Annotated in this window: 18 protein-coding genes; 13 read left to right on the top strand and 5 right to left on the bottom strand. The window is 55.5% G+C overall.

Annotation, left to right across the window (positions count from 1 at the left end):
• The first annotated feature begins 957 nt into the window (after nucleotides 1-957).
• Complete coding sequence (locus BLW03_RS04885) at nucleotides 958-2,127, top strand: GGDEF domain-containing protein (RefSeq protein WP_170834970.1); 1,170 nt, start codon at nucleotides 958-960, stop codon at nucleotides 2,125-2,127.
• 754 nt (nucleotides 2,128-2,881) lie between these two features.
• Here the strand turns inward: BLW03_RS04885 and BLW03_RS04875 are convergent.
• The gene (locus BLW03_RS04875; RefSeq protein ID WP_074652606.1) at nucleotides 2,882-3,082 is read right to left on the bottom strand and encodes a nucleotidyl cyclase domain-containing protein; all 201 of its coding nucleotides are present in this window, start codon (nucleotides 3,080-3,082) and stop codon (nucleotides 2,882-2,884) included.
• 68 nt (nucleotides 3,083-3,150) lie between these two features.
• Here BLW03_RS04875 and BLW03_RS04870 point away from each other — a divergent pair, with 68 nt between their 5' ends.
• Nucleotides 3,151-3,402 (top strand): hypothetical protein, encoded by a 252-nt coding sequence (locus tag BLW03_RS04870; protein WP_074652605.1) that lies wholly within the window; start codon nucleotides 3,151-3,153, stop codon nucleotides 3,400-3,402.
• Nucleotides 3,403-3,702: 300 nt separating this feature from the next.
• Complete coding sequence (locus BLW03_RS20800) at nucleotides 3,703-3,924, top strand: hypothetical protein (RefSeq protein ID WP_212733137.1); 222 nt, start codon at nucleotides 3,703-3,705, stop codon at nucleotides 3,922-3,924.
• A 151-nt stretch (nucleotides 3,925-4,075) separates the two neighbouring features.
• Here the strand turns inward: BLW03_RS20800 and BLW03_RS20795 are convergent, their stop codons facing one another.
• Nucleotides 4,076-4,264, bottom strand: a complete 189-nt coding sequence (locus tag BLW03_RS20795) for a hypothetical protein (protein ID WP_212733136.1) — start codon at nucleotides 4,262-4,264, stop codon at nucleotides 4,076-4,078.
• A 934-nt stretch (nucleotides 4,265-5,198) separates the two neighbouring features.
• Nucleotides 5,199-5,993, bottom strand: coding sequence for a Crp/Fnr family transcriptional regulator (locus tag BLW03_RS04860; protein WP_074652603.1), 795 nt, complete (start codon nucleotides 5,991-5,993; stop codon nucleotides 5,199-5,201).
• A gap of 579 nt (nucleotides 5,994-6,572) precedes the next feature.
• On the opposite strand from BLW03_RS04860, the gene BLW03_RS04850 reads away from it, so the two are divergent.
• The 4 genes from BLW03_RS04850 to BLW03_RS04835 all read left to right on the top strand — a co-directional run bounded on the left by BLW03_RS04850 (nucleotide 6,573) and on the right by BLW03_RS04835 (nucleotide 10,464).
• Nucleotides 6,573-7,784 (top strand): PP2C family protein-serine/threonine phosphatase, encoded by a 1,212-nt coding sequence (locus tag BLW03_RS04850; RefSeq protein WP_139285100.1) that lies wholly within the window; start codon nucleotides 6,573-6,575, stop codon nucleotides 7,782-7,784.
• Nucleotides 7,785-8,734: 950 nt separating this feature from the next.
• Nucleotides 8,735-9,637 carry a c-type cytochrome gene (locus BLW03_RS04840; protein ID WP_170834969.1) on the top strand — a complete coding sequence of 301 codons (903 nt, stop codon included), beginning with the start codon at nucleotides 8,735-8,737 and terminating at the stop codon, nucleotides 9,635-9,637.
• A gap of 192 nt (nucleotides 9,638-9,829) precedes the next feature.
• Nucleotides 9,830-10,135 carry a hypothetical protein gene (locus tag BLW03_RS21005; protein WP_244502220.1) on the top strand — a complete coding sequence of 102 codons (306 nt, stop codon included), beginning with the start codon at nucleotides 9,830-9,832 and terminating at the stop codon, nucleotides 10,133-10,135.
• Nucleotides 10,018-10,464 (top strand): pyridoxamine 5'-phosphate oxidase family protein, encoded by a 447-nt coding sequence (locus BLW03_RS04835; protein WP_244501965.1) that lies wholly within the window; start codon nucleotides 10,018-10,020, stop codon nucleotides 10,462-10,464. Before BLW03_RS21005 ends, BLW03_RS04835 begins: the two co-directional genes overlap by 118 nt.
• A 385-nt stretch (nucleotides 10,465-10,849) precedes the next feature.
• On the opposite strand, the gene BLW03_RS04830 is transcribed toward BLW03_RS04835, so the two are convergent.
• Entirely contained in the window at nucleotides 10,850-12,697 is a 1,848-nt protein-coding gene (locus tag BLW03_RS04830) for a sensor domain-containing diguanylate cyclase (protein WP_083350335.1), read from the bottom strand.
• Nucleotides 12,698-12,778: 81 nt separating this feature from the next.
• Here BLW03_RS04830 and BLW03_RS04820 point away from each other — a divergent pair, with 81 nt between their 5' ends.
• Together BLW03_RS04820 and BLW03_RS04815 are read left to right on the top strand one after the other, a co-directional pair.
• Complete coding sequence (locus BLW03_RS04820) at nucleotides 12,779-13,375, top strand: PAS domain-containing protein (protein WP_083350334.1); 597 nt, start codon at nucleotides 12,779-12,781, stop codon at nucleotides 13,373-13,375.
• A gap of 53 nt (nucleotides 13,376-13,428) precedes the next feature.
• Entirely contained in the window at nucleotides 13,429-15,513 is a 2,085-nt protein-coding gene (locus BLW03_RS04815) for a putative bifunctional diguanylate cyclase/phosphodiesterase (RefSeq protein ID WP_074652595.1), read from the top strand.
• A gap of 797 nt (nucleotides 15,514-16,310) precedes the next feature.
• Here the strand turns inward: BLW03_RS04815 and BLW03_RS20125 are convergent.
• A complete protein-coding gene (locus BLW03_RS20125; protein ID WP_083350333.1) occupies nucleotides 16,311-16,634 on the bottom strand; it encodes an Ada metal-binding domain-containing protein in 324 nt (107 codons plus the stop codon).
• A 140-nt stretch (nucleotides 16,635-16,774) separates the two neighbouring features.
• Between BLW03_RS20125 and BLW03_RS04805 the strand changes: the two genes are divergently transcribed.
• The 4 genes from BLW03_RS04805 to BLW03_RS04790 all read left to right on the top strand — a co-directional run bounded on the left by BLW03_RS04805 (nucleotide 16,775) and on the right by BLW03_RS04790 (nucleotide 20,198).
• Nucleotides 16,775-17,347: a TetR/AcrR family transcriptional regulator gene (locus tag BLW03_RS04805; RefSeq protein WP_074652594.1), complete on the top strand. Its 573-nt coding sequence runs from the start codon at nucleotides 16,775-16,777 to the stop codon at nucleotides 17,345-17,347.
• A gap of 102 nt (nucleotides 17,348-17,449) precedes the next feature.
• Nucleotides 17,450-18,028, top strand: coding sequence for a hypothetical protein (locus BLW03_RS04800; protein WP_074652593.1), 579 nt, complete (start codon nucleotides 17,450-17,452; stop codon nucleotides 18,026-18,028).
• Between the two features lie 51 nt (nucleotides 18,029-18,079).
• Nucleotides 18,080-18,313: an OsmC family protein gene (locus BLW03_RS20120; RefSeq protein ID WP_212733135.1), complete on the top strand. Its 234-nt coding sequence runs from the start codon at nucleotides 18,080-18,082 to the stop codon at nucleotides 18,311-18,313.
• A 1,210-nt stretch (nucleotides 18,314-19,523) separates the two neighbouring features.
• Nucleotides 19,524-20,198, top strand: a complete 675-nt coding sequence (locus tag BLW03_RS04790) for a response regulator transcription factor (protein WP_074652591.1) — start codon at nucleotides 19,524-19,526, stop codon at nucleotides 20,196-20,198.
• Nucleotides 20,199-20,269 lie beyond the last annotated feature (71 nt).

Below are 20,269 nucleotides of genomic sequence, written 5' to 3'. Positions count from 1 at the left end.
ATTTCTACCTACCAACGCCTTCGCCTCGCGCAACAATCGACGAACGAGCAATTTATCTTCTTGTGTACCTGCCAGATCGCTTAGCTTCCAAGTCATATCGCCTCCTGGAAGCGGTCTCAATGTCATGAACTATCGTGTTACGCATGTTTAATTTCAACGTCTGCTAGTTGGTGGGTCCACCATCCCACATCTGACTAAGCCTCAATAGGTTGAGGCTGTAGCGGCCATCAGATAGTTACTCACAAAAGTCCATTGCGCTTCGTCGAACCCGCATCTAAGGTGCTTTCGTTCCGACTAGGCATCATGTTGAATCCGAGTCCGACTAGTTTAATCGTAGACCATTGCATACCCCCACGCCGGCGTATATTCCCGGGCCTTCAACTATAGCTTCGGAGGCGGGATGTGTCGGTCGGCAGTGCGCCTCGAAATGGGAGTGAGCTCCCCTTACGGAACACCATCATGTCGTTGCTCGGCCTGGCGAACTCAAACTCAAGCGTGTACTGGTACGGAACGGCAGGCTCCCGGCCAACATCGTATTCTTCAAGTCGGGTATGGCATCCCCTGTCGTTTCGATAATCGGTGGAGGCACCAAGGGATCGGATGCTTGGACACGACAGCGTCAACGGCGCATCTTCGTTGATTGGTCCTGACACCTACCGTCCGGAGTGCCTTAAAGAAAAATTTATGCAGGGATCATGTACTGGCAGAGGATTGCTAAAGAGATGCCACACATCCCGAGAGCTGTCAGAGTGCTGCGAGAATCCTTGCAGTAAGAATGCGCGCAGCGCAGGGAACCTGCTCGTGAGGCGAACATCCGATCCAACCGGATGAAAAAGAGACCCCATCGTTGTATTGGGTACCATGATCGCTTGCTGGATTATGGAGAGGGGCGGATCCCTAGGTAAAATCGTGAGCAGGAAAGAACGACTCCGCACTCTAACGCGAAGTCTCTCTAGTTTGAGCTTCAGCCGACCAATGTTTTCGGGGGCTCTCGAGCGAGACTTCATCGAAGACGCAAGAGCATTCCGTGGTAAGCGGCAATGGCTGGAAAGCTTCATCAGCATTGCGCTTTACACTGTCTTTGCAGTCCTAAGTCTTGTAGCAGCCCCTGAAGGCCACAGCCTTGAGTCGCGTCTTCGTTTCGAACTTGTCATCCCGCTCCTTCTGCTTCTGAACCTGGCTTTCTGGTTTCGTTTCGCCACTTGGCTGCGCGATATGGCAACCTTGATCACATCTGGCATCGCTGGCTCAGTTGAGATCCTCACCCATCTATCCCCCCACGACGGTAGTCGCTACGTAGCTCATCTAGCTGTAATTGTGGTCCTCATTTTCACAAATACTGTAATGAGGCTTCGACCCTTCTATGCGGTGGGAGCGCTTGTTTGGGCAATCGGGGTCGAGTGCGTGTTGATCGCACTACAGCCGCCGAATACTCTCAGTTCGGGGATCTTCCGTGCAGCGTTGGTCCTGACAGTGGGCTTCCTCACAGTCATAGCGAGCTACAGCCAAGACCGGGAGGCGCGTCTCGCCTTCCTGCGGTTGGTGCAAAAAGAACAGATGGTTGGCGATCTTGCACTGTCCAATCAGGAACTTGTCACCGCGGCCTCGACCGATGGCTTGACGGGCCTGGCGAATCGATCGTCCCTCGATAAACGTCTAGCCGAGATGTGGGCAGAACCGCTCCTTTCGATGCAGGAGTGTTCGATCATCATGGCAGACATCGATCACTTCAAAAGCATCAATGACCGTTATGGTCATCTCTATGGAGACAGGGTGATCAGGCGTGTCGGACATCTCATGTCAGAGGCTCTTCGGGGCGAAGACGACTTTATAGCACGTTATGGAGGCGAAGAGTTTGTAGTGATTTTGCCCCACACGTCACTTCAACAGGCCTTGGCCGTGGCCGAACGGCTGCGCGGATTGATCGAATTAGCTGGCCTGCCTTCGTTGCGTACGGAAGATCCTGACCTAGAGGGCATGCGCGCCACCATCTCTTGCGGTGTTGCGACAGGACTGCCGCGGCTCCTTTCCGAGCCCGATGCGCTCATCGGAGGCGCAGACTTGGGCTTATATCGCGCAAAGCGGGAGGGCCGGAATGTTGTCCGCGAGTCGCCGAGCCCTACCTAAGCAGTCTGTCGTGCTCGGAAGCGCTGATGATCCGGGCAGGCACTTCTGACAGCGACACGAACCCCTTCTATCGTCAACAGACGACGATGTAGTTAAGGTGCGTCTAAGTCACCTTATACTTCCGCGTGCGTCCACTAGAACGACTCAGCATTCGAGAAGACGAACTGGCGTTTGGCTGCAAAGCGATTCGTATCGGAGCTCATTTCAGCCGGACGTGCATTGGCACAAATCGGTAAACAGGTTGGGCTAACTCGGCCTCGCAATGCGTGTAGTTCACGCAAAAGCCCAGTTTCTCCTTCATCGGTGAAAATTCTGTCCCGCTGAAACTGGTGCAGATCCGGCCGTCGCGCAAGCGGCCCATGACGGTTACAGTCGCGAGCAGGTAGATGCCCGGTTTCGGATCAGTGATTGTTCCCATGAGCGGGCGGACAGACTTGTGATTCGGTCCGACTGTCGCTGCGATATTGAAGAAGTCGATGCAGCACAGCGCGTCGGAGTCTGACGTCTGGAAGCGGAGAAACCTCAGATTACACGCCGGCTGGTCCAAGTCATTAGGAAGCCCTGAGACTTCGAGAAAGCGAGAAAGATGCGGTCGCCCCCGACCAGGTGGGAGCGCAAGGTCAAATTTTTAGCAGCGTTGCTCATAGAGACCACCTTCCAAGGCATCGTCACCTCTCTCGGCGAAGGCGGTGCGTAGTCCATAGGTGCAGACATAAAGCACGGCTGCAGATGGCGCTGTCATGCAAACGGACGATCAAACCCTCTCGAACCTGATCATGTCGACGAGATTGGAGGTGCTTGCGAGAGCATTAACCAAGTTCCGTCCATTTGCCTTTGCGCGGTAGAGAGCTTCATCTGCGGCCTCGATGAGCTCCAGAGCCAGCTCACCAGCCAGGTCGTTCAACATCGCTACGCCGCCGTCACTCTCCGCCTTCGGATTGGGCCCTGGGATCATGGGATGATTCTACTGGTGAAAGAACGGTCGCTTGCAGCAACCACGAGGGACGATGTAATCTTCCGGCCATGCCAACTCTAGAAGTGGCCGCCATACAGATCTACGACGGACATTTCGAATTGTTGTGTTTGGACATCCCGCAGATCGTGGGTACGCGCCCAGATCGCATCACCGCGATGGATAAGCCGCAACTAGAGAAAGTCATCGCATGTTTGCTGCCTGATACCGCTTTAGAAGACGGCCTGAAGAGGGTGCTTGGTGGGGCCATCGTCGTAAGTCAAGACAGCTGGCTCGCGGCCAAGCGATCATTTGCGGGATGAGCGGTCCCGCGTGGTCGTCGGCCTCCATCCAGCGCTTCTTTTCAGCCGACAGTCACAGCTGCAACCCCAAGGGGGCAAAAGACCTCTTATTGCGATGCGGCATGCCAGACGACTGAGGGTGAAGTGAGTCCAGCGACACGAGAACTTGCTGAACGGCTCATCGCTCACGAAGCCGCTTTGGATCTTTCGTTGCGCGGGGAAAGCTCCGACACTTGCCGTGTCTGTGAAAAGCTGCGGCGTTCTCTCGAGAAACATCTAGGGCCCGGTGCTTACAGCTCTCTCGCTACCCTAGCCCTGGGCTTGGCAAAGCGTGAAGCTCCGATCCTCGAGGCGGTGCAGATTACAGAGAGCGGATCTATCAAGGGGCTCACTGGTGAGGCAGTAAATGCGAACAGTATTCTCATCGCGCAGTTCATCGAACTTATGAAAACCTTTATCGGAGAAACGGTAACGTTATGGCTCGTAGACGATATTTGGCCTGGCCTTCCAACCACCAATGCTAGCGGACCGAAGTCGCAATAGCTGGTCTAGCAGGCTTCGGAAGTTGCGGGAAAGGTGGACAAACCTTGCGGTCCATCAGCGCTGCCGGGCAATCTTTGTCGACATCCGAAGGAGCATGGGCAGCTTGGTGTTCGCTCTCCGTCCGCTCAGATCGCGTACAAGTTTCCTAAGGCTACACGCTTTTGCGGCTCTCACTCTTGGACGCATGCTGGCGGGAAATGATCTCAGCTTCGCCTTCCAAACCGGCAACAAAATATTTCGGTATGTTCCAAAACTCGGGATGAACTCGCTGTTCGATACGCAAATGATCGAGGAACACAGCCGCTGGGAAGACTGTCGCCCATGCAATAAGTCCAAGCAAGACAGTGAGAGTACGTCAGAGATTTCAGGATGCGGAACCACCGCTGTGCGAAGAATCCGCTGCTCTTTCTACCGGGGCGGCTGACAATCAGGACTCAGTAGCCATTGGTGCTTCCACGCTCGATCATCTGCCAGTTTTTTGATCAGGACGTAGCGGGAGCACTGACGGCTTCAATCGAATCGATGGTCAACGCTTGGGCTGCTGTTCCTGCGTCCGTCGTGTCAAGCCTCGTGTTCATCGAGCTGGCTACTATCCACCCGGATCATTGGCTCACGCATCAACACAGATCCCGAAAATCCGGCTTCGCAGGATAGGAACTGAGACCATCGCCGGAGAACGAGTATCTGGCAGTAGCCGGTCGCCTCGGGCAAGAGCCAAGTTGGCTCTATGAGGCCCGAGGAATAGAGGGCACCGGCGTCTCCGTACCGTATGCCTGCTATGAGACTCTGTCGTTTAAGAGGAGGAACATACGGTTCGTGCCGTACTAGGATTCGTGCCGAGGTGTCGATTGGCGAAAAAGATAATGCACGTGGACTTATTATCCGATGGACGACTTCTTCTCGCACTAAACGACGGACGCGAGGCTCTGGTCCGCGACGAAGACGTAATCGAATGCGCGGAGCAGACGAAGGGATTCGAGAGCGTCGAGGAGTTGAAACGGCAGGCAAACGAAGCAGATTAGTTGCTCCAAGAGCCCTCTTCAGCGGGCCAGTGACAGTGGCATCGTCACTGACGCTAATGGGTTGGCGGTCTCGTGAGGACGTAGCGACCTTGATTGCTACAGCTACCGCATTTCCAAACGGCGAGAGAAGCTAAGGCGGAGTCGCCAGTGATGTCCCTGTAAGTCCCGCAGGCTGAACAAATGATCCGATAAATTGGGCAATCGGTCATGACCTTAAGATCAAGCGCTTTTCCCCGTTGATCCTCTAGAAATTTACTCACAGTTCCGCCGATTCAGCGCAGGTTCACCTTTTGCGCCCCGGGTGGCCGTCCGCGGAATTGGCCTCTCTAAATCCCAGTTGTCATCAGCATAGCGCTGAGCGTCGTTGCGGACGGCCGCGTAGCACTCGCACGCCGCGGCTTCAAGGCCGCGACGATCTGTAATGAGGATTTTTCCACGTTTATAGCTGATCAGGCCGGACTTCTGAAGTTTACCTGCTTCAATGCTGACGCTGGTACGCCTGCTTCCAAGCATATCCGCGATGGACTCCTGCGCAAGACGGATCGGCCCGCCCTGGACGCGGTCGTCGCACAGGAGGAGCCAACGCGCCAGTCGTTGCTGAATGGGATGGCGGGCATTACACCCTGCCGTCTGGGCCGACTGGATGAACTGGGTCTGATTATGACGGAGAATCAAACGATGAAACTCCCCATGGAGCTTAAATTCATCAGCGGCTACGGCGCTCTTTGTTCTATACCCGTATCCCGCAATTTGCATGTAAACACGGTTCAGGCTTCTCCTCGTCCCCATGAGGAACGAGGCACCCAGCACAGCTTCACTGCCACAGAGCGCGACTTCTACTTGCTTCCCATCGTGGAAAGTAGTCGTCATCGAAGCAGCGCCGGCCTCAAGGAAGAAGAGGTACCTAATCTCGTCACCAGGAAACTCGATCTCACGTTTAAGGGGCAGCTCTATTTTGACCAGTTGGAGACGCTCTATCGAATCGACCGGAAGATGGCTTAATAGGGTATTTTGAAACGTCGTCAGACTTCCAGCGCCAGATTGCATGAGCCTAGACTATTCCTGATAAGCAGCATCTCCCAACCAACCCAGGAAGAAGAACGAACCGCGTGGACTGAAGAGAGCTGCGGTTGGAGCGAAGGCATCTCCGAGCGCGACTGAAGCCCGCAAATGGGCGATCGAGAAGGAGCGTTGCCCGAGGCGCAGTCTCCTTGGATCCGGGAGCGACACCCTTTGATCGAACCGTTGGCCCAGGCCATCTACAGGCAGCAAAAAACAGTGTTGCAGCAAGCGCCGGACGGTTCTTGCGGCTCGCCCGCAATCTTGCAGGAGGCACGTTTGTCGCGGGTTCTTTTCATATGCAGCTTCGCAATCATCCGCTCCTATGCATGAGGCGCTGCAGGTCCCGCCTATATGTGCGGTACTGAATCGGTGTAGTGGCGTCGCGTGGGCCGCTAGGGCGACGGTCCGCAAGTCATCAAGCGTCATATAGCCTAGTCAAGGAAGTTAGAGCGTGCGATCATTCATCTCGCTCTAAGGGCCACCATCCTACGACTTTGCAACACGGGATGACTCGCATGGGAGACTGCAGTTGCTTCTAGTGCCAGCAACGCCGAGGACAAACAATTGCTCAAATGGCTCATGAACGGTCTGTCGCAGTACGAAGGTCTCTTCGGCTCTGGAGTCCTGCTTTCGCAGGTGTACCTGCTCGGCGTCGCTTCCGCGGTGTTCGGCATAGAATGGTTGCTGGTCGGGCATGACAACTTTGTCAGCACGCTCATCTACACGCTCATTGCCGGCAATGCCGTCTCTCTGCTGTTGTCCTCCGCAAGCTCCCTCTTTGCAGACCAACCGTTCCCGCGCGACTGGATTATCTACACTGCACTGTTGTTGCCCGTGTCCTTTATATCGAGCGTTGTAGGTGGTGTGCTGGATCACCTCATCCTGCGGATTCCCGTTAACGATCTTCGGGATTGGCAGCGCGGCGACATTCCGTTTGCCGCCCTGATCGTCTTCATCATTGGCATCGCGGACTACCTGTTCGTCAGCGCGCGCCTTCGCATGCAGGCGCTCAATGCGCAACTCGCGCAGCAGGTGCAGTACGGCCAGCAGCAGATTGATTCGCACGCATCAGAACTGCAGGCAGCCTTCGACATCCAGTCCAGCCTCTTACCGCGAACCATTCCGCAGATCGCAGGCGTCGAGATCAGTTGCGCATGGCAGCCCGCACGTACGGTCAGCGGAGACTTCTTCGATGTCATCGTGCTCAGCGACACACGCATCGGCTTCTGCCTGGCAGACGTATCAGGCAAGGGCATGAGCGCGGCGCTCATCACGGCGAATCTCATGGCAAGCTTCCGCGCGTTCGCCCCGAATGAGAACAGCCCCGCTCGTCTCTGCCAGCGTTTGAATGATGCGCTCTGCGCTAACCTGCCGCCGGGACGATTTGTCACCTTGGCCTATGCCATCCTCGACCGCGCACGGATGTCGTTGACCTACGAACTCGCCGGGCACAATCCGCCGCTGCTCCTGCGTGGCGAGGATGCAATCCTCATGCCCGGCACTGGCCCTGTACTCGGTCTTCTGCCTGACGCCAGCTACGGAGATAACGTACTGCAACTGCGGCCGGGTGACTGCCTGCTGCTCTCGACGGACGGCGTAACCGAAGCCTTCAATGCCACGGAAGAAGAATTCGGCGAGCAGCGCATGATCGACGCAGCACGGCACGGCGGATCATCCGCACACGCGATTCGCTCACAAATCATGCGCGAAGTGCGAGCGTTCGCCGAAGACCACTTTTATGACGACGCCTCAGTCATGGTCGTAGCACTCACATAGCGTTTAACGACTGACACCGTCCAGAAGTTGGCCACCATACGCATTTCTCAGGCGCTATGGAGCCGTACATGGACAAAAGAAGTGCCCCGCATCACTGAAAATGGTTCGAAGCTGACGTTCCAGAGGGTATCTGGCGACGCGTGAAGTGTCGAGATTGGTAGCCCGACGATCCTGTAGACGAATGGGACATCGCGCGGACCGAGGCCGCAAATTGGCCGGTCGCCACAGCAGAGGCCACCGCGTTCCCAGGGTGGTCTGTGACTGCTCAGCACAGGAATGAGAAGAATGATGAGCAACGCGGTAGGTGCCGTCTGCTAGCTTATAATATCGGCGCGCTGGGCACTAGGACCGAACAATGATCAGTCATTTCCAGAAGTGATGGATGTTCGACAGCGGAGGTGAGAGCTAATTGCCTCGGAAGTCGTACGGCTCGGTCTGAGGCGCCGCCGTGCAGCTCCACGATGGGCGCTTTGAGTTATTGCGTGTTGATTTGCCGTTATCTGCTGATATGCTCCTTGACCGAATAACTGGTATAGATCAGGGTCAACTGGAGAGTCTGATGCGTTTCTTTTTCGCAGAAGCGGACGCAACTGAGAGCCTAAGAAAGGTCCTTTCCAATACTGTTTCACTCCATGTAGAGATATGGCTCGCAGCCAAACGTGTTGCGAGCGTCAATGGGGTTATGTCGTAACAGACGCAAAGGCGCGCGGCGTCGTTATGCTCATCGGACCGATGCATGACGGCAGTCAGCAAGTCTGGATGTCGGGCATGCCTTTACGTCTCTCGCACGTGAGAGCCTTCACAGGCTAACGGCGAACTATCGTGATTGCGTCCGCTTGAAGCAGTCAAAGGCCTACAGTGGTCATCATCGATCTCGTCGGAGGGTGACTGGTTCCGGCCACCGTGGCGATTCCTGTATGGGAAAAAAGAGACCTGATGACCATCCAACAATGCCTGCACCTGTGGCGCACGGCGGAGTGAATTACCGTGCTTGCGCCGAGTGCCATCTCGCTAACGGACGAGGTAAGCCGGACACGGCCGCATTGAATGCTCTTCCTGCCGCCTACATTGAGCAGCAAATGGAGGAGTTCAGGAACGGCCGTCGTGACGCCTCCGTGCCGGGAATGAGCGTACGCAGTATGCTCCCTGTGGCAGCGAACATCAGTCCAGCGGAAGCGAAGGACGCGGCGGAGTACTTCGCATCGATACCGCCCGCAAAGTGGGTCCAGGTGATTGAGGCTGACGTCGTGCCCAAAACGGAACTTGCTGGGTATCGTTTCATCGCTATCGCGGAAGGCGGAACAGAACCGATTGGGAACAGAATCGTAGAGCTGCCCGTTGACGCGAACCGGACCAGTATGCGCGACGCGTCCTCCGGTTTCATAGCCTATGTCCCCAAAGGGAGCATCGCGAAAGGAAAGATCCTCGTGGAAACAGGTGGAGACAAAACAACTGCTTGCGCTACCTGTCATGGAACTGGCCTGCATGGCACGGGAGGACTCGTCCCACCTATTGCGGGTCGCTCACCGAGCGCTATCGGTCGGCAGCTTTATGATTTCAAAACCGGTGCACGAGACGGAAGCAATGCTGCTTTGATGAAGGGGACTGTTGCAGCCTTGACGGATGAGGATATTCTGAACATCGTGTCCTACCTCACAACGCTCCCGCAGTATAGTTCGGACTTAAAGAGAAAAGTCGAGTCGGCGCGCCCGGTGCACTGCTCTCTCCCCATAGGAATGGATCGTGCTCAAGGTGCTGTTCGCCGCGAAGAGATGTGCGCGGAAAGCTATGAAGTTATCCGTGTAAACACCCCGCCCCTATATCATGCGTACCCGGAGTCTGCTTCGAAATAGAGGCTCTTCCTCACGCGTGCTCCTCGTCGATGACGATGAAACGATTTGCAGCTTTGGGTGAGTTATTCTCGATGGGCTCCGTCATAGGCTGTGAGTCTGTAAAAGCTCAGTCCGGGCGGCCAGGGCTAAGCCCTTCACTGCAGTCTTCAGATCACCCAGAGTCTTCGATAGCGAAGAGCATAAGATCACTACATGGGAAACCGCTTCCATGAGATTGCCTTCACAGACCTCGTCAAAGCACGTCAGCAGGAGCACGGCAGCCGTCGCCAGTATGGGCGTATGGCCCAAAGCGGGACGACCGGTCGAAGCCTGGGCATCAGCGAAGAGACGTTCCTCTCGATGCGTGACAGCTTTTACATGGCCTCGGTCAGCGAGACCGGTTGGCCTTATATCCAGCATCGCGGCGGTGCCGCTGGCTTCGTGAAGCTTCTCGCACCCGATCTGTCGGCTTCGCGGACCTGCGAGGCAACAAGCAGTACATCTCGCTTGGCAACCTAGAGCACGACGCGCGTGTAGCACTCTTCTTCATGGACTACCCAAACCAGACGCGGTTGAAGATCCTTGGCCGCGTCGAGATTCACGAAAACGACTCCGAATCTGCCACGCTGATCGACCGCCTGCGCACCGCCGATCCGAAGGACATTCCCGAGCGCGCCATCCTCATACATATCGAGGGCTTCGACTGGAACTGCCCTCAGCACATCACTCCGCGGTACACGGCAGAAGAGTTGCAGCCGGCTCTCCGCCGCTTGCAAGACCGCCTAGCCGTGCTCGATGCTGAGAACGCAGAACTTCGCGCCACGATCGAAGCTGCCGCTCGTCCATAGGCTGAGTAACATGAAGTTGAGAAGTCCAACGGACATAAAGTTATCCTGATGAACTGATACCAGTATGCCGCGGCACTCAGGGCCCGTGTGCGGTCGTTGTACTGTGCATTGGCTGTCGCTTGTCTAGCTATGTGGCACACTTCTGTTCGAATTATTTGGCACACATGAGCTTGGGAACGACGGCATAGACCTAAGCCTGACCGATGACGAGGTTCTATCTGGTGGTCGCCACTACGCCGATCGAGAGTTCGGTGGGCTGGTTGATTTGAACGACCCGCTGCATTTGCGTCAGGAGACGAGATCGCCTACGACCAAGAGATCGCACGGGATGTCCGCGATGCGGAAACATCTACAGGCTGAGCTGATCTCGAGGTGTTCCACTTTCTCAGGTAGCTACCGTAAAGCGATTCTTCCCGCTGCGTTTACTCGCATACAAAGCTGCGTCAGCCCGTTGAACCCAGAGGCTTGGATCTTCGTTCGCCTCAGTTCGCTGGGCGATACCAATACTCAACGTGACGATGCCTTCTGGGTTTCCAGCGTGTGGGATGCGGAGCCCTCTGACAGCATCGAGCACATTGAGCGCGACGCGCTCCGAGACATGCACCGGCGCGCCAGGCATCAACACGCAGAATTCCTCGCCGCCCCACCTTGCAGCAGTATCAGTGGACCGTATGAGAGAGGAGCTGATGGCCTGCCCGACCTTGCGCAAGCATTCATCTCCTGCTTGGTGTCCGTACTCATCATTGAAGGACTTGAAGAAATCGATGTCCAATATCAACAGAACGCCTTGGACCTCAGACCGGTAGCCAAGGATGTACTGGTCGAGGGCATTGTCGAAGGCCCGCCGGTTAGGCAGGCTCGTGAGGGCATCGGTCCTCGCCATCAGTTCGAGTCCTTCCTGTGCGAGCGAGAGTTGCTCCCGCGCTTCCTCTGTCTTCACGACAGACGAGATGTCCCGGATCGTTCCGACGTACCCGCGCACTTCTCCGGTGAAATCGTCGAAGTACGCACGCGCCGATGCTTCGACCCAACGCCAGCCGCCCGATTTCTGGCGAAGGCGATAACGGAATTGATGCTCGCGCTTTCCTTCCTTCATGCTGCTGATGACCATATCCGCTACGGGAAGATCTTCTGGATGGAAGGTGCTCAAGCGGTCCAGTTTTGCGAACTCCTCGGGTGTCCAGCCTGTGAGCGCCTCACTCGCCGCTGTAATGAATCGCTGCTCGCCGTCAAACGACGACAGGATGATCATGTCGGCTGTGTTCTCGAGCAAGGTCATGTAGATCGAGCGAGCATCGTTGGCCTTGATCTCCGCTCGGCGCTGTTCGTCCAGAAGTGCACCGATCGGTAATCCCGTGACCATGGCTACCCAAAGAAAGATTTGCAGGATCACGAGGCGCTCTTCCCATTGCACATCGCGGGACAGCCACAGCGGCCCATGCCCGTGTGCCGTGGCATAGCAAGCAATCAGAACCAGCGCTACATTCGCAAAGATCGCTCCTTCCAGGCCCATGACCATGATCAATAAGACAAGCGGAGGGAAGATAAGGAACAGGAGGGGGTAGATCGACTGACTGAAGACGCCAACCACAACGGCTGTGAAGAGGATCGCAGGAAGCACGCCGGGCGGCAGGTGCGGAGCGAGCTTGCGCGGATCCCGGTACTTTCCCGTGAGGCAGAACAGAATCACTGGCACCAAAACGGCAATGCCGATAGCGTCGCTCAGGATAGAGGTGACAAGGACGCGCCCGAATGGTCCGTGCAACAAACTAGATACGGGGAGAGTTGCCAGCAATCCGCTGACAACAGGTGCGACGAAGGCAGCCGTTGCGAACAGCTTGAAACTGGCACGGCTTTTGAGATCCTCGAAACCGGAAACTCCTCTTGAGAGGATCGCGCCAGCGACGGTCACATCGAATGCGCTCGTAAGACTGATCGCTAAGGAAAACCACAGCGGCGTCCCCAGGAGCCTTGCAGCGATTGCATTTGCTACCAAGCCACAACCTATCGACCAGAGTCGCAATCTGACATCGGACCAAAACGGCAGAAGGATGCCGAGCTGCACGGCAGTGACAGGCCAGACCCAGATGACGTGGCTAGCATCCGCAAACCATTGAAAGGCTACCCACATGCTCAAGCTGGACGCCGCTGCGAGATATAGCGGCAGCATCCAGCGATGGGTTCTTTGGAGCAGAATCCGTCTGCGCGCGTTCGTGGTCGGCGGCTCGCTCATGGGTGAGTGTAACGCGAGCGCTCTCGCGCGATTCAGGAGTGAACTGCTCCTGCTTTCTGCGATTCGCCTACTCGGTAGCGCATGAGAGACAATCGAAGTCGCTTCCTGCCCCAGCGCACCAACCTGCCCAGCAAACGAGAACAAGACATGCTAACCCGCACCAGCTCGGAACTCATCCACGAATCCTCAGAGATGGCGGAGTTGATCCGTTCCCATAATTGGAGCTTCACATCTGTAGGTCCCATCCACAGCTGGCCGAACAACCTGATAAGCGCGGTGAACCTGATGCTCGGATGCGGGTTCCCGACTTCCATCTGGTGGAGAGGCGATGGGGTGCAGTTCTATAACGATGCGTACCGGCCGCTCATGGGAGAGAAACATCCTGCGGGCCTGGGGCAGCTTGCGAAGGAGTGCTGGATTGAAGCCTGGGAGCTCGTCTCTCCTCAGGTCGAGGCCGTGATGCAGCAAGGAAGACCTGTTTTCTTCGAGAACAGACTTGTACCAATCAAACGAGACGGCGCTCTCCAGGATGTGTATTGGACCTACAGCTACAGTCCAGTCTTCGGTGACTCGGGCCAGACCGAAGGGGTGCTCGTGACCTGTCAAGATGTCCCGGAGGTCTACATTTCGGGACAGAAGCTTGCGCAAAACTGGTGCATTTATTCTCGAAGCGGGTGACAAGAACGAGCGGGATGTACGTAACGTAGAACTCCATCATCAGAGGGTGAGGCATGCAGAGCGAGATCCTCGACATCACAATCATCGGTTGCCTTGTGCTGCTATTCGGTTCTACATACCAAAAGAGACCATCTTCGATGGTTGGTGCATGGCTTTTCGGTTGGGTGATGATACTTGTGCACTTCGCGGTACGCCTCATGGCGCCGTCCGGTGTTATCGCAAACCGCACCGTAAGCTCTATCAGTATGGCTGCTCTCTTGGCGTGCGGCGTTATGTTTCTCGCGGCGCCGCCAAGACCTGATCGGGGACGTATAGGGAATGACCTGCTTTGGGTACTTGGCATCGCGGGGTCCGGAACCCTTGTCTGCTTGGTTATGGCCGTTTGTGAGTTCGCCTCGCCTCTGCCTTATTTCGCTGCTGGGACAATAGCGACGGTTGGATGGCTCGGTTACAGTGCCAAATTACAGGGTACCCCGCCCTTCGTGCGACTTCTGCTGTCTACTGCGGTTTCTGCGACCGTTTGTTGGTTCGATTGGGCGATTCTGCATGGCCGGATCGACCTGCTACTTTCAATCCTGCTCACGCAGGTCTACGTTCTAGTTGGTCTCACCTATATCGGGACAATCCGCCGCATTTCCGCAGGTACTCTCACTGTTTTGCTTGGACTTATTGCATGGGCGACAGTCTTCCCAGCGGCTGTGTTCCTCGATCATCTGCGTATCGAACAGCGCGTTCATCCCGAGTTTTGGAACATACCGAAATATTTTGTTGCCTTTGGCATGATGTTGATGTTGCTGGAGGATGAGATCCTTGCAGCGAACGAAGCCGGCACGAACCTGCTTTTCCAAGCTACTCACGATCAACTCACTGGTCTGCGAAACAGAGCAACATTGGAACAAGATCTGAAGTCTGCTGTTGAGGCAGCACGCGACGAATCGACAAAGTGTGCCTTGATCTGTTTCGATCTGGATCGCTTCAAGCACATCAACGACACCTATGGACACGGCGTAGGAGACATCTGTCTGCAAACTGCGGGAATGCGTTTGTCTCAATTGAAAGCACTGAATTATACTTCGGCCCGCATTGGCGGGGAGGAGTTCGCGCTCGTTCTCAGTGGCATCTCGCTTCATGAAGAAGCTGAGAGCTTCGGACGGCAGGTTGGAATCGCATTAAAGCAACCAATGCAAGCGGAAAAGTTTTTGATTGAGATCACCGCGAGTATCGGGATCGCCGTTTTCCCGGATGACGGGTCAGATTCCGCGGCGCTATGGCGAAATGCGGATTCTGCGATGTATCGAGCAAAAAAATCCGGTGGCAATCAGATGGTCTCTATGTCTCCGGAAATCCTTCAACTAAGCTCTGAAGCGAACGACATGGAAGTCTCGCTTCGTCGGGCACTAAGAGAAGGAGGATTGGAATTATTCCTTCAGCCAATTCTCAATGTCTCAGGGCGTATCCACAGTATCGAAGCGCTCGTACGGCTTCACCACCCTAAGCAAGGCATGGTGTTCCCTAACAGATTCATATCCATTGCCGAAGAAAGGGGGCTGATTGTCCCTCTAAGCGCTTGGGTCTTCAATGAGGTGTGTGCACAGATAGTGAACTGGAGGGATGCCGGGATACCCCTGGTGCCGATCGCTTTGAACATTTCTGCCGTGGAGATCAGTTCACCGACTTTCGCGGTCACAGTGCTGGACTCGCTGTCCCATTTCGGGGTCGATCCTTCGCTCATTGGTATGGAAATTACGGAGACCGCAATGCTGCGTAATATCCACGAAGCCGCTCGTCAGATAAAGATCCTGGCCGATGCCGGCATCTGCTTCTCAGTCGATGACTTCGGTGTGGGGTACTCGTCTTTAGGGCAACTTGACAATCTCGAGTTAGATACCCTTAAGATCGACTCCTCCTTCGTCAATCGTCTGTCTGCAGCTGAGGGAACCCGCTCCATAGTAGCCGCAATCATTACGATGGCACACGCCCTCGGCCTCAAAGTTGTTGCAGAGGGAATCGAAAATCAGGACACATTCGACCATCTCTCGAGATTGAAGTGCGATCTATTCCAAGGCTTTTTCCTCGGCAAGCCTCAACCCCCCGACCAGATGAAACAACTCCTGCTTAGCGCATGCATGGATGCGTGAGGAAAGCTTTTGGAGGCTCTGCGTACGCTGGGGAAGACCGCTAGCAGAACTACGCAATCAGCAGGTATATGGCCATGTAGTAGGGAACAGGCCACCGAGGGTGTGCTCCCGTCTTACTAGCTATCTCGGAGCCCTGACATGTCTTCGAGATGGTTGAATCCGTCCTGTCCGGAGTCGCTCGGAGGTAATAAACTCGCGGAAATCGGTCGGGGAGTATGTCCCCTTAGGTATCTGTCGATTTACGCATATAGAGCGCGACGCACAGCATATGGATCTTAACGCCCGGTATTCATGTGGAACAGATGTTCGACTTTGGCCTGACGGCAAGTTGCAAGTCAAACTATGCGTGAGGCCGTTCAAGAGATTCGAGCACATCCGCGTGCCGTCACAGTAACGTTGTAAAAATTGACGACAGGTAACGCTTTGAAAACACTGTTTGGTATGTTTCTTCAGAGATTCGAGGATGCGGAACCACCGCTGTGCAAAGAATTCGTATCTGCGCGCACCAAGATTGTGCGCGTTGCATCGTAGATGCGTAGTGACGGCGAGGATCGATTGAGTGAAACCAAGGCTCCTCTCGGCTCAACGGCGTGATGTACACGTTGACTAAACAAGGAAGGGAAGCAGCTCCTCTGATTGACAGATTGTGCGCTACCGGACTTTCAAATGAAGATGCGTTCAGTAGTTCGGTAATGTTGCATGACGGAGAGCAGCGTAGCTACTGCGCGCAGACGAGTGATGCGGATAAGCAATTCCTGATAAAGGCTTCGTAGAGTGACTCCACCATTGCACCCGGGTCAACGCAGGTCTCTCTTCCTAACGAGCCGGTGGACGCGATCTCGGAGGCAATCGCGACGAACTGCTGCCCATAGTTGACCCGGCCATACCGTTGTAACCGTAAGCTGCATCTGCGCTTCCGCCTCTTCAATGGTGGCGTGAAACGCGACATTCTCCGGTCGAGGAGTTCTCGCGCCACACGACGGACGGCAATACACACCCGTACTCGCGACGGAGTAAAAGAACTTTCCATCGGCCAGTCGGTCACGCCCTACCAGGGAGTTCCAACGGGTGTCACGGAGCACCGCCTCTGCTCGCTCCGCTCTAGATTCTGTCGTCTTCATTGGATTCGCTCCTTCTTGAAATCAACTCTACGGATGACCAGGCAGACTTGAACTCCGGATCTTGCTGTTGAATTCGGAGCACGCCCGAACAAAAACCAAAAACCTTGCATCCACTCCTACTAGTAGGTAGTCTCATCGGTATGCAAGGTGAAACGGCAGTACGCATCCTCGACGCGGCCAACACCCTCCTGATTGATCGAGGGTACTCCGCCTTCAGCTACGCCGACATCGCGGAGATCGTCGCCATCCGGAAGGCAAGCATTCATCACCACTTCCCGACGAAAGCGGCACTTGTCGTCGCAGTCTTGAGGAGGCACAGGGAGAGAATCTCGGAAGGCATGAAAGCCTTGGATCAGGGGATCGACGATCCAGTCCTGCGAATTAAGAAGTACTTCAAGTACTGGGAAGAGTGCATCGAAGGCCAAGCCATCTCGTTTTGCATCGGAGCTCTTCTGGGCGTGGAAATGCCATCCTTGCCCGAGGAAGTGCAAGTAGAAGTACGGATTCACTTCTCCATGCTGACAGAATGGTTCCAAAAAACTCTTAAAGCGGCAGCGAAGTCACGGAAGGCGGAGCTAAAGGGCACCGTTGCTGCCGAGACTCAGGCTCTCATTGCCACGATGCACGGAGCCATGCTCACAGCGCGTGCGACGAATGACCCCAGAATTTTCCGAGAGATCACGCACCTGGCGATCGACCGTATCTCCTTGTAAAAATACCGCGATCTGCGATTGCGTAGGTCAACCTCAAACCATCAACCAGGTGAACGTGTCACACACGTATACCTACCAACTAGAAGATAGCATGGAGACATCATGGAAACGCCTTCGATCGCTTCAGCACGATCACTACGCAATCTCTACTTCGTTCGCACCGCCTTCCAAGTGGTTTTCGCGGCAGGCGTCATCACAACCGCGGTAAGACAGCCACAAGTGGCCGCTGTTCTCTTCCTCCTGTACCCGCTATGGGATGTAGCCTGCACCATCTACGACCTGAACACATTCAGCAAGTCAGGCTCTGCACGTACCTCGCAGATCATCAACGCTGTTTTAGGAGTAGCTACCGCCGCCGGCATCGGCCTGACTGTGTTTCACAATCCGATCCTTGCCGTCGCCATCTTCGGCTTGTGGGCGTTTGGAGCGGGAGTCCTGCAATGGGTGGTGGGTCTCATCCGCCGCAAGGAGTTGGGCGGTGGCCAGTGGAGCATGATCCTGAGCGGCGCACAGTCAGCGCTTGCGGGATTGTTCTTCGTGATTCTCGGACTTAAGGACAAACAACACGTTAAGGACATCGGTGGATACGCCATTTTCGGTGCCCTGTACTTCCTCATCGGAGGTGTTCTCCTTAGCCGGAAGCTGTCGAAGACAGCGACAACAGCGGCTGCCATCAGCTAACGCAGTCACAAAACTCTGTAGAAATTCACACTTGTGATGGAAGGAATCATCATGGCTATCGACGTGAAATATCGCGCTGCTGCTACCGCCACTGGAGGCCGGGACGGGAGAACCCGCACCGAAGACCGACGACTCGACCCACACCTCGCCACCCCTAAGGAATCTGGTGGCCTCGGAGGAGATGGAGTAAACCCTGAGCAGCTCTTCGCTGCTGGCTATGCCGCCTGCTTCCTGAGCGCAGTCAAAGGTGCGGGGCAGAAACTGAAGATTGGGATCTCCCCCTGAAGCTACGGTCACTGCCGCCGTAGGCATCGGAGCCAACCCGGAAGGTGGTTTCGGACTGGCGATCGAGTTGGCGATTCACTTGCTGAACGCAGACAGAAAGGCAAACCGGAGGGAGCCATCCAGTTCAACGGTGTTCCTTCATGGCGCGAGTAGCGAAAGCCAGCTCAGAACTAGAACAGTCGCGGCAACTGCACGAAGAGATCCGCTGGGGCGCGGAGTGTCGCTGGCTACCGCTCTGCCCAGTCTCTCGCCTTTATCATGGTTCTCCGGATGTAGGAAGCACGCTTGGAAGAGCTGGGGGCGCGGGAAAGTAATCGTCTTTAAGGGCAAGTTCGATCCGGGCCTCGTCCACGCCATTTGCCTAAGCTCCGACACACGCGATTGAAGTGATGGGCGCCGCAGAGAGCCCAAGTCATGGCCTCCAGCGCCGTGCTCTCATTTCCCGCAGAACTACGAACTCACAGATGTCTGCTCTCTGACTGAAGTGTGATCTTTTCTAGTTCTCGCCGGCTGAGAGTTCATCTTGTCGCTGAGCCAAGGCGGCATCGAGGAGTTCGTCCTGCAATTGCAGAACCGCAACGTCCAGAAGTTCCGTCTCCAATCGGAGTTCCGCAGCAGATCGAAGGAATCTAGCTGGTCCGTACTGAAGAGAGCCGCACTCGCGTCAGCGAACGTTACGAGTAGGCCAGTCGGAAGCGCCCTCGCGGCCAAAATTTTGCGGTTATGTAGATCCATTCGGATTTTTATCCAAAAAGGGACGGGAGCGATCTTCCGCCTACCCGACACTTAGTCCAGTCTTGCAGACGCCTCTGCAGCCAACGCTTGCTGAGGGGCTTCGCATAGTTCGCACCTTGCGATGTGCTCACGATAGGTCTTCCATTCGTTGGAGGCCACATGGAGTGAAGGGAGATCCAGTCTATTCAGCCAGAGATCCTTGAGCGCAAGCCCCATTGGACATAGATAAGCCATAGTTCCGGGAGTATAGTGCGCCCCGGCGGATGCGTCTGCCCGGAAGCCCGTGACGGCATCAATTCATCGAAAGCGAGCGCGGAAACAGACATCAGCTGGTTATTCACGCCTTCGACACTCGCGCTTGAGTTTCGACTATGAGCCCGTGAGCTTGCAGAGCTCCTCTTCCTTGGCTAACGGCAGAATGCAAGCAGCAGGGGCATTTTGAGGCGATCCTTGTTGCGATACTCTGAAACCAGCTATGCGTGTTCTTGTGGTTGAGGACGAGGTTCGGCTTGCGGAAAACGTCGCGCGGGCGCTGCGCGAGGGGCCAGGCTATGCCGTGGACGTAACGCACGACGGCTCAAAGGCTCTAGAGCTCTGCATAGCCAGTCAATACGACTTGGTCCTGCTTGATTTGATGCTTCCAGGCTGCAGTGGCGATTCTGTTCTGTCACAGCTACGTGCCGCGAAGATTGGGTCATCTGTGCTGGTACTCACGGCAGTGATCGACACGAAACGAACTGTCGCACTTCTAAATTCTGGTGCGGACGACTTCATGACGAAGCCCTTCGACCTTGGCGAATTGATCGCGAGATGCCGTGCGCTTATCCGGCGCTCGAAGGAAACAAGCGCATCAACGCTGCGCTTCCATAACCTGGAGATGCACACGGGAGAATACCTGCTGACCTGTGACGAGATTCCCGTCGAACTATCGCCGACAGGGTTTCGCATCCTCGAATATCTGATCCGCCGCCCAACGATGGTGGTTTCAAAGCGTGAGCTCTCTGAAAACCTGTACGACTTCACTTGGGAACAGCACTCAAATGTGATCGAAGCCCACATTTCGAATCTTCGGAAGAGGCTCCGAGAATGCACAGATGTCGTTACGATCGAAACTGTGCGCGGACGTGGATACCGCCTAGCCGAGAGCTAATGTCCGTGCGCTCATCGGTGGGTGATATGGGCGTTCGTGCTGTGATGTGCTCCGGTTTGTGTCTGAGCGCC

The organism is Terriglobus roseus (assembly GCF_900105625.1).
Taxonomy (GTDB): Bacteria; Acidobacteriota; Terriglobia; order Terriglobales; family Acidobacteriaceae; genus Terriglobus; species Terriglobus roseus_B.
The sequence above is the reverse complement of the archived record's forward strand: the minus strand, read 5'-3'. Positions and strand labels throughout refer to the sequence as shown.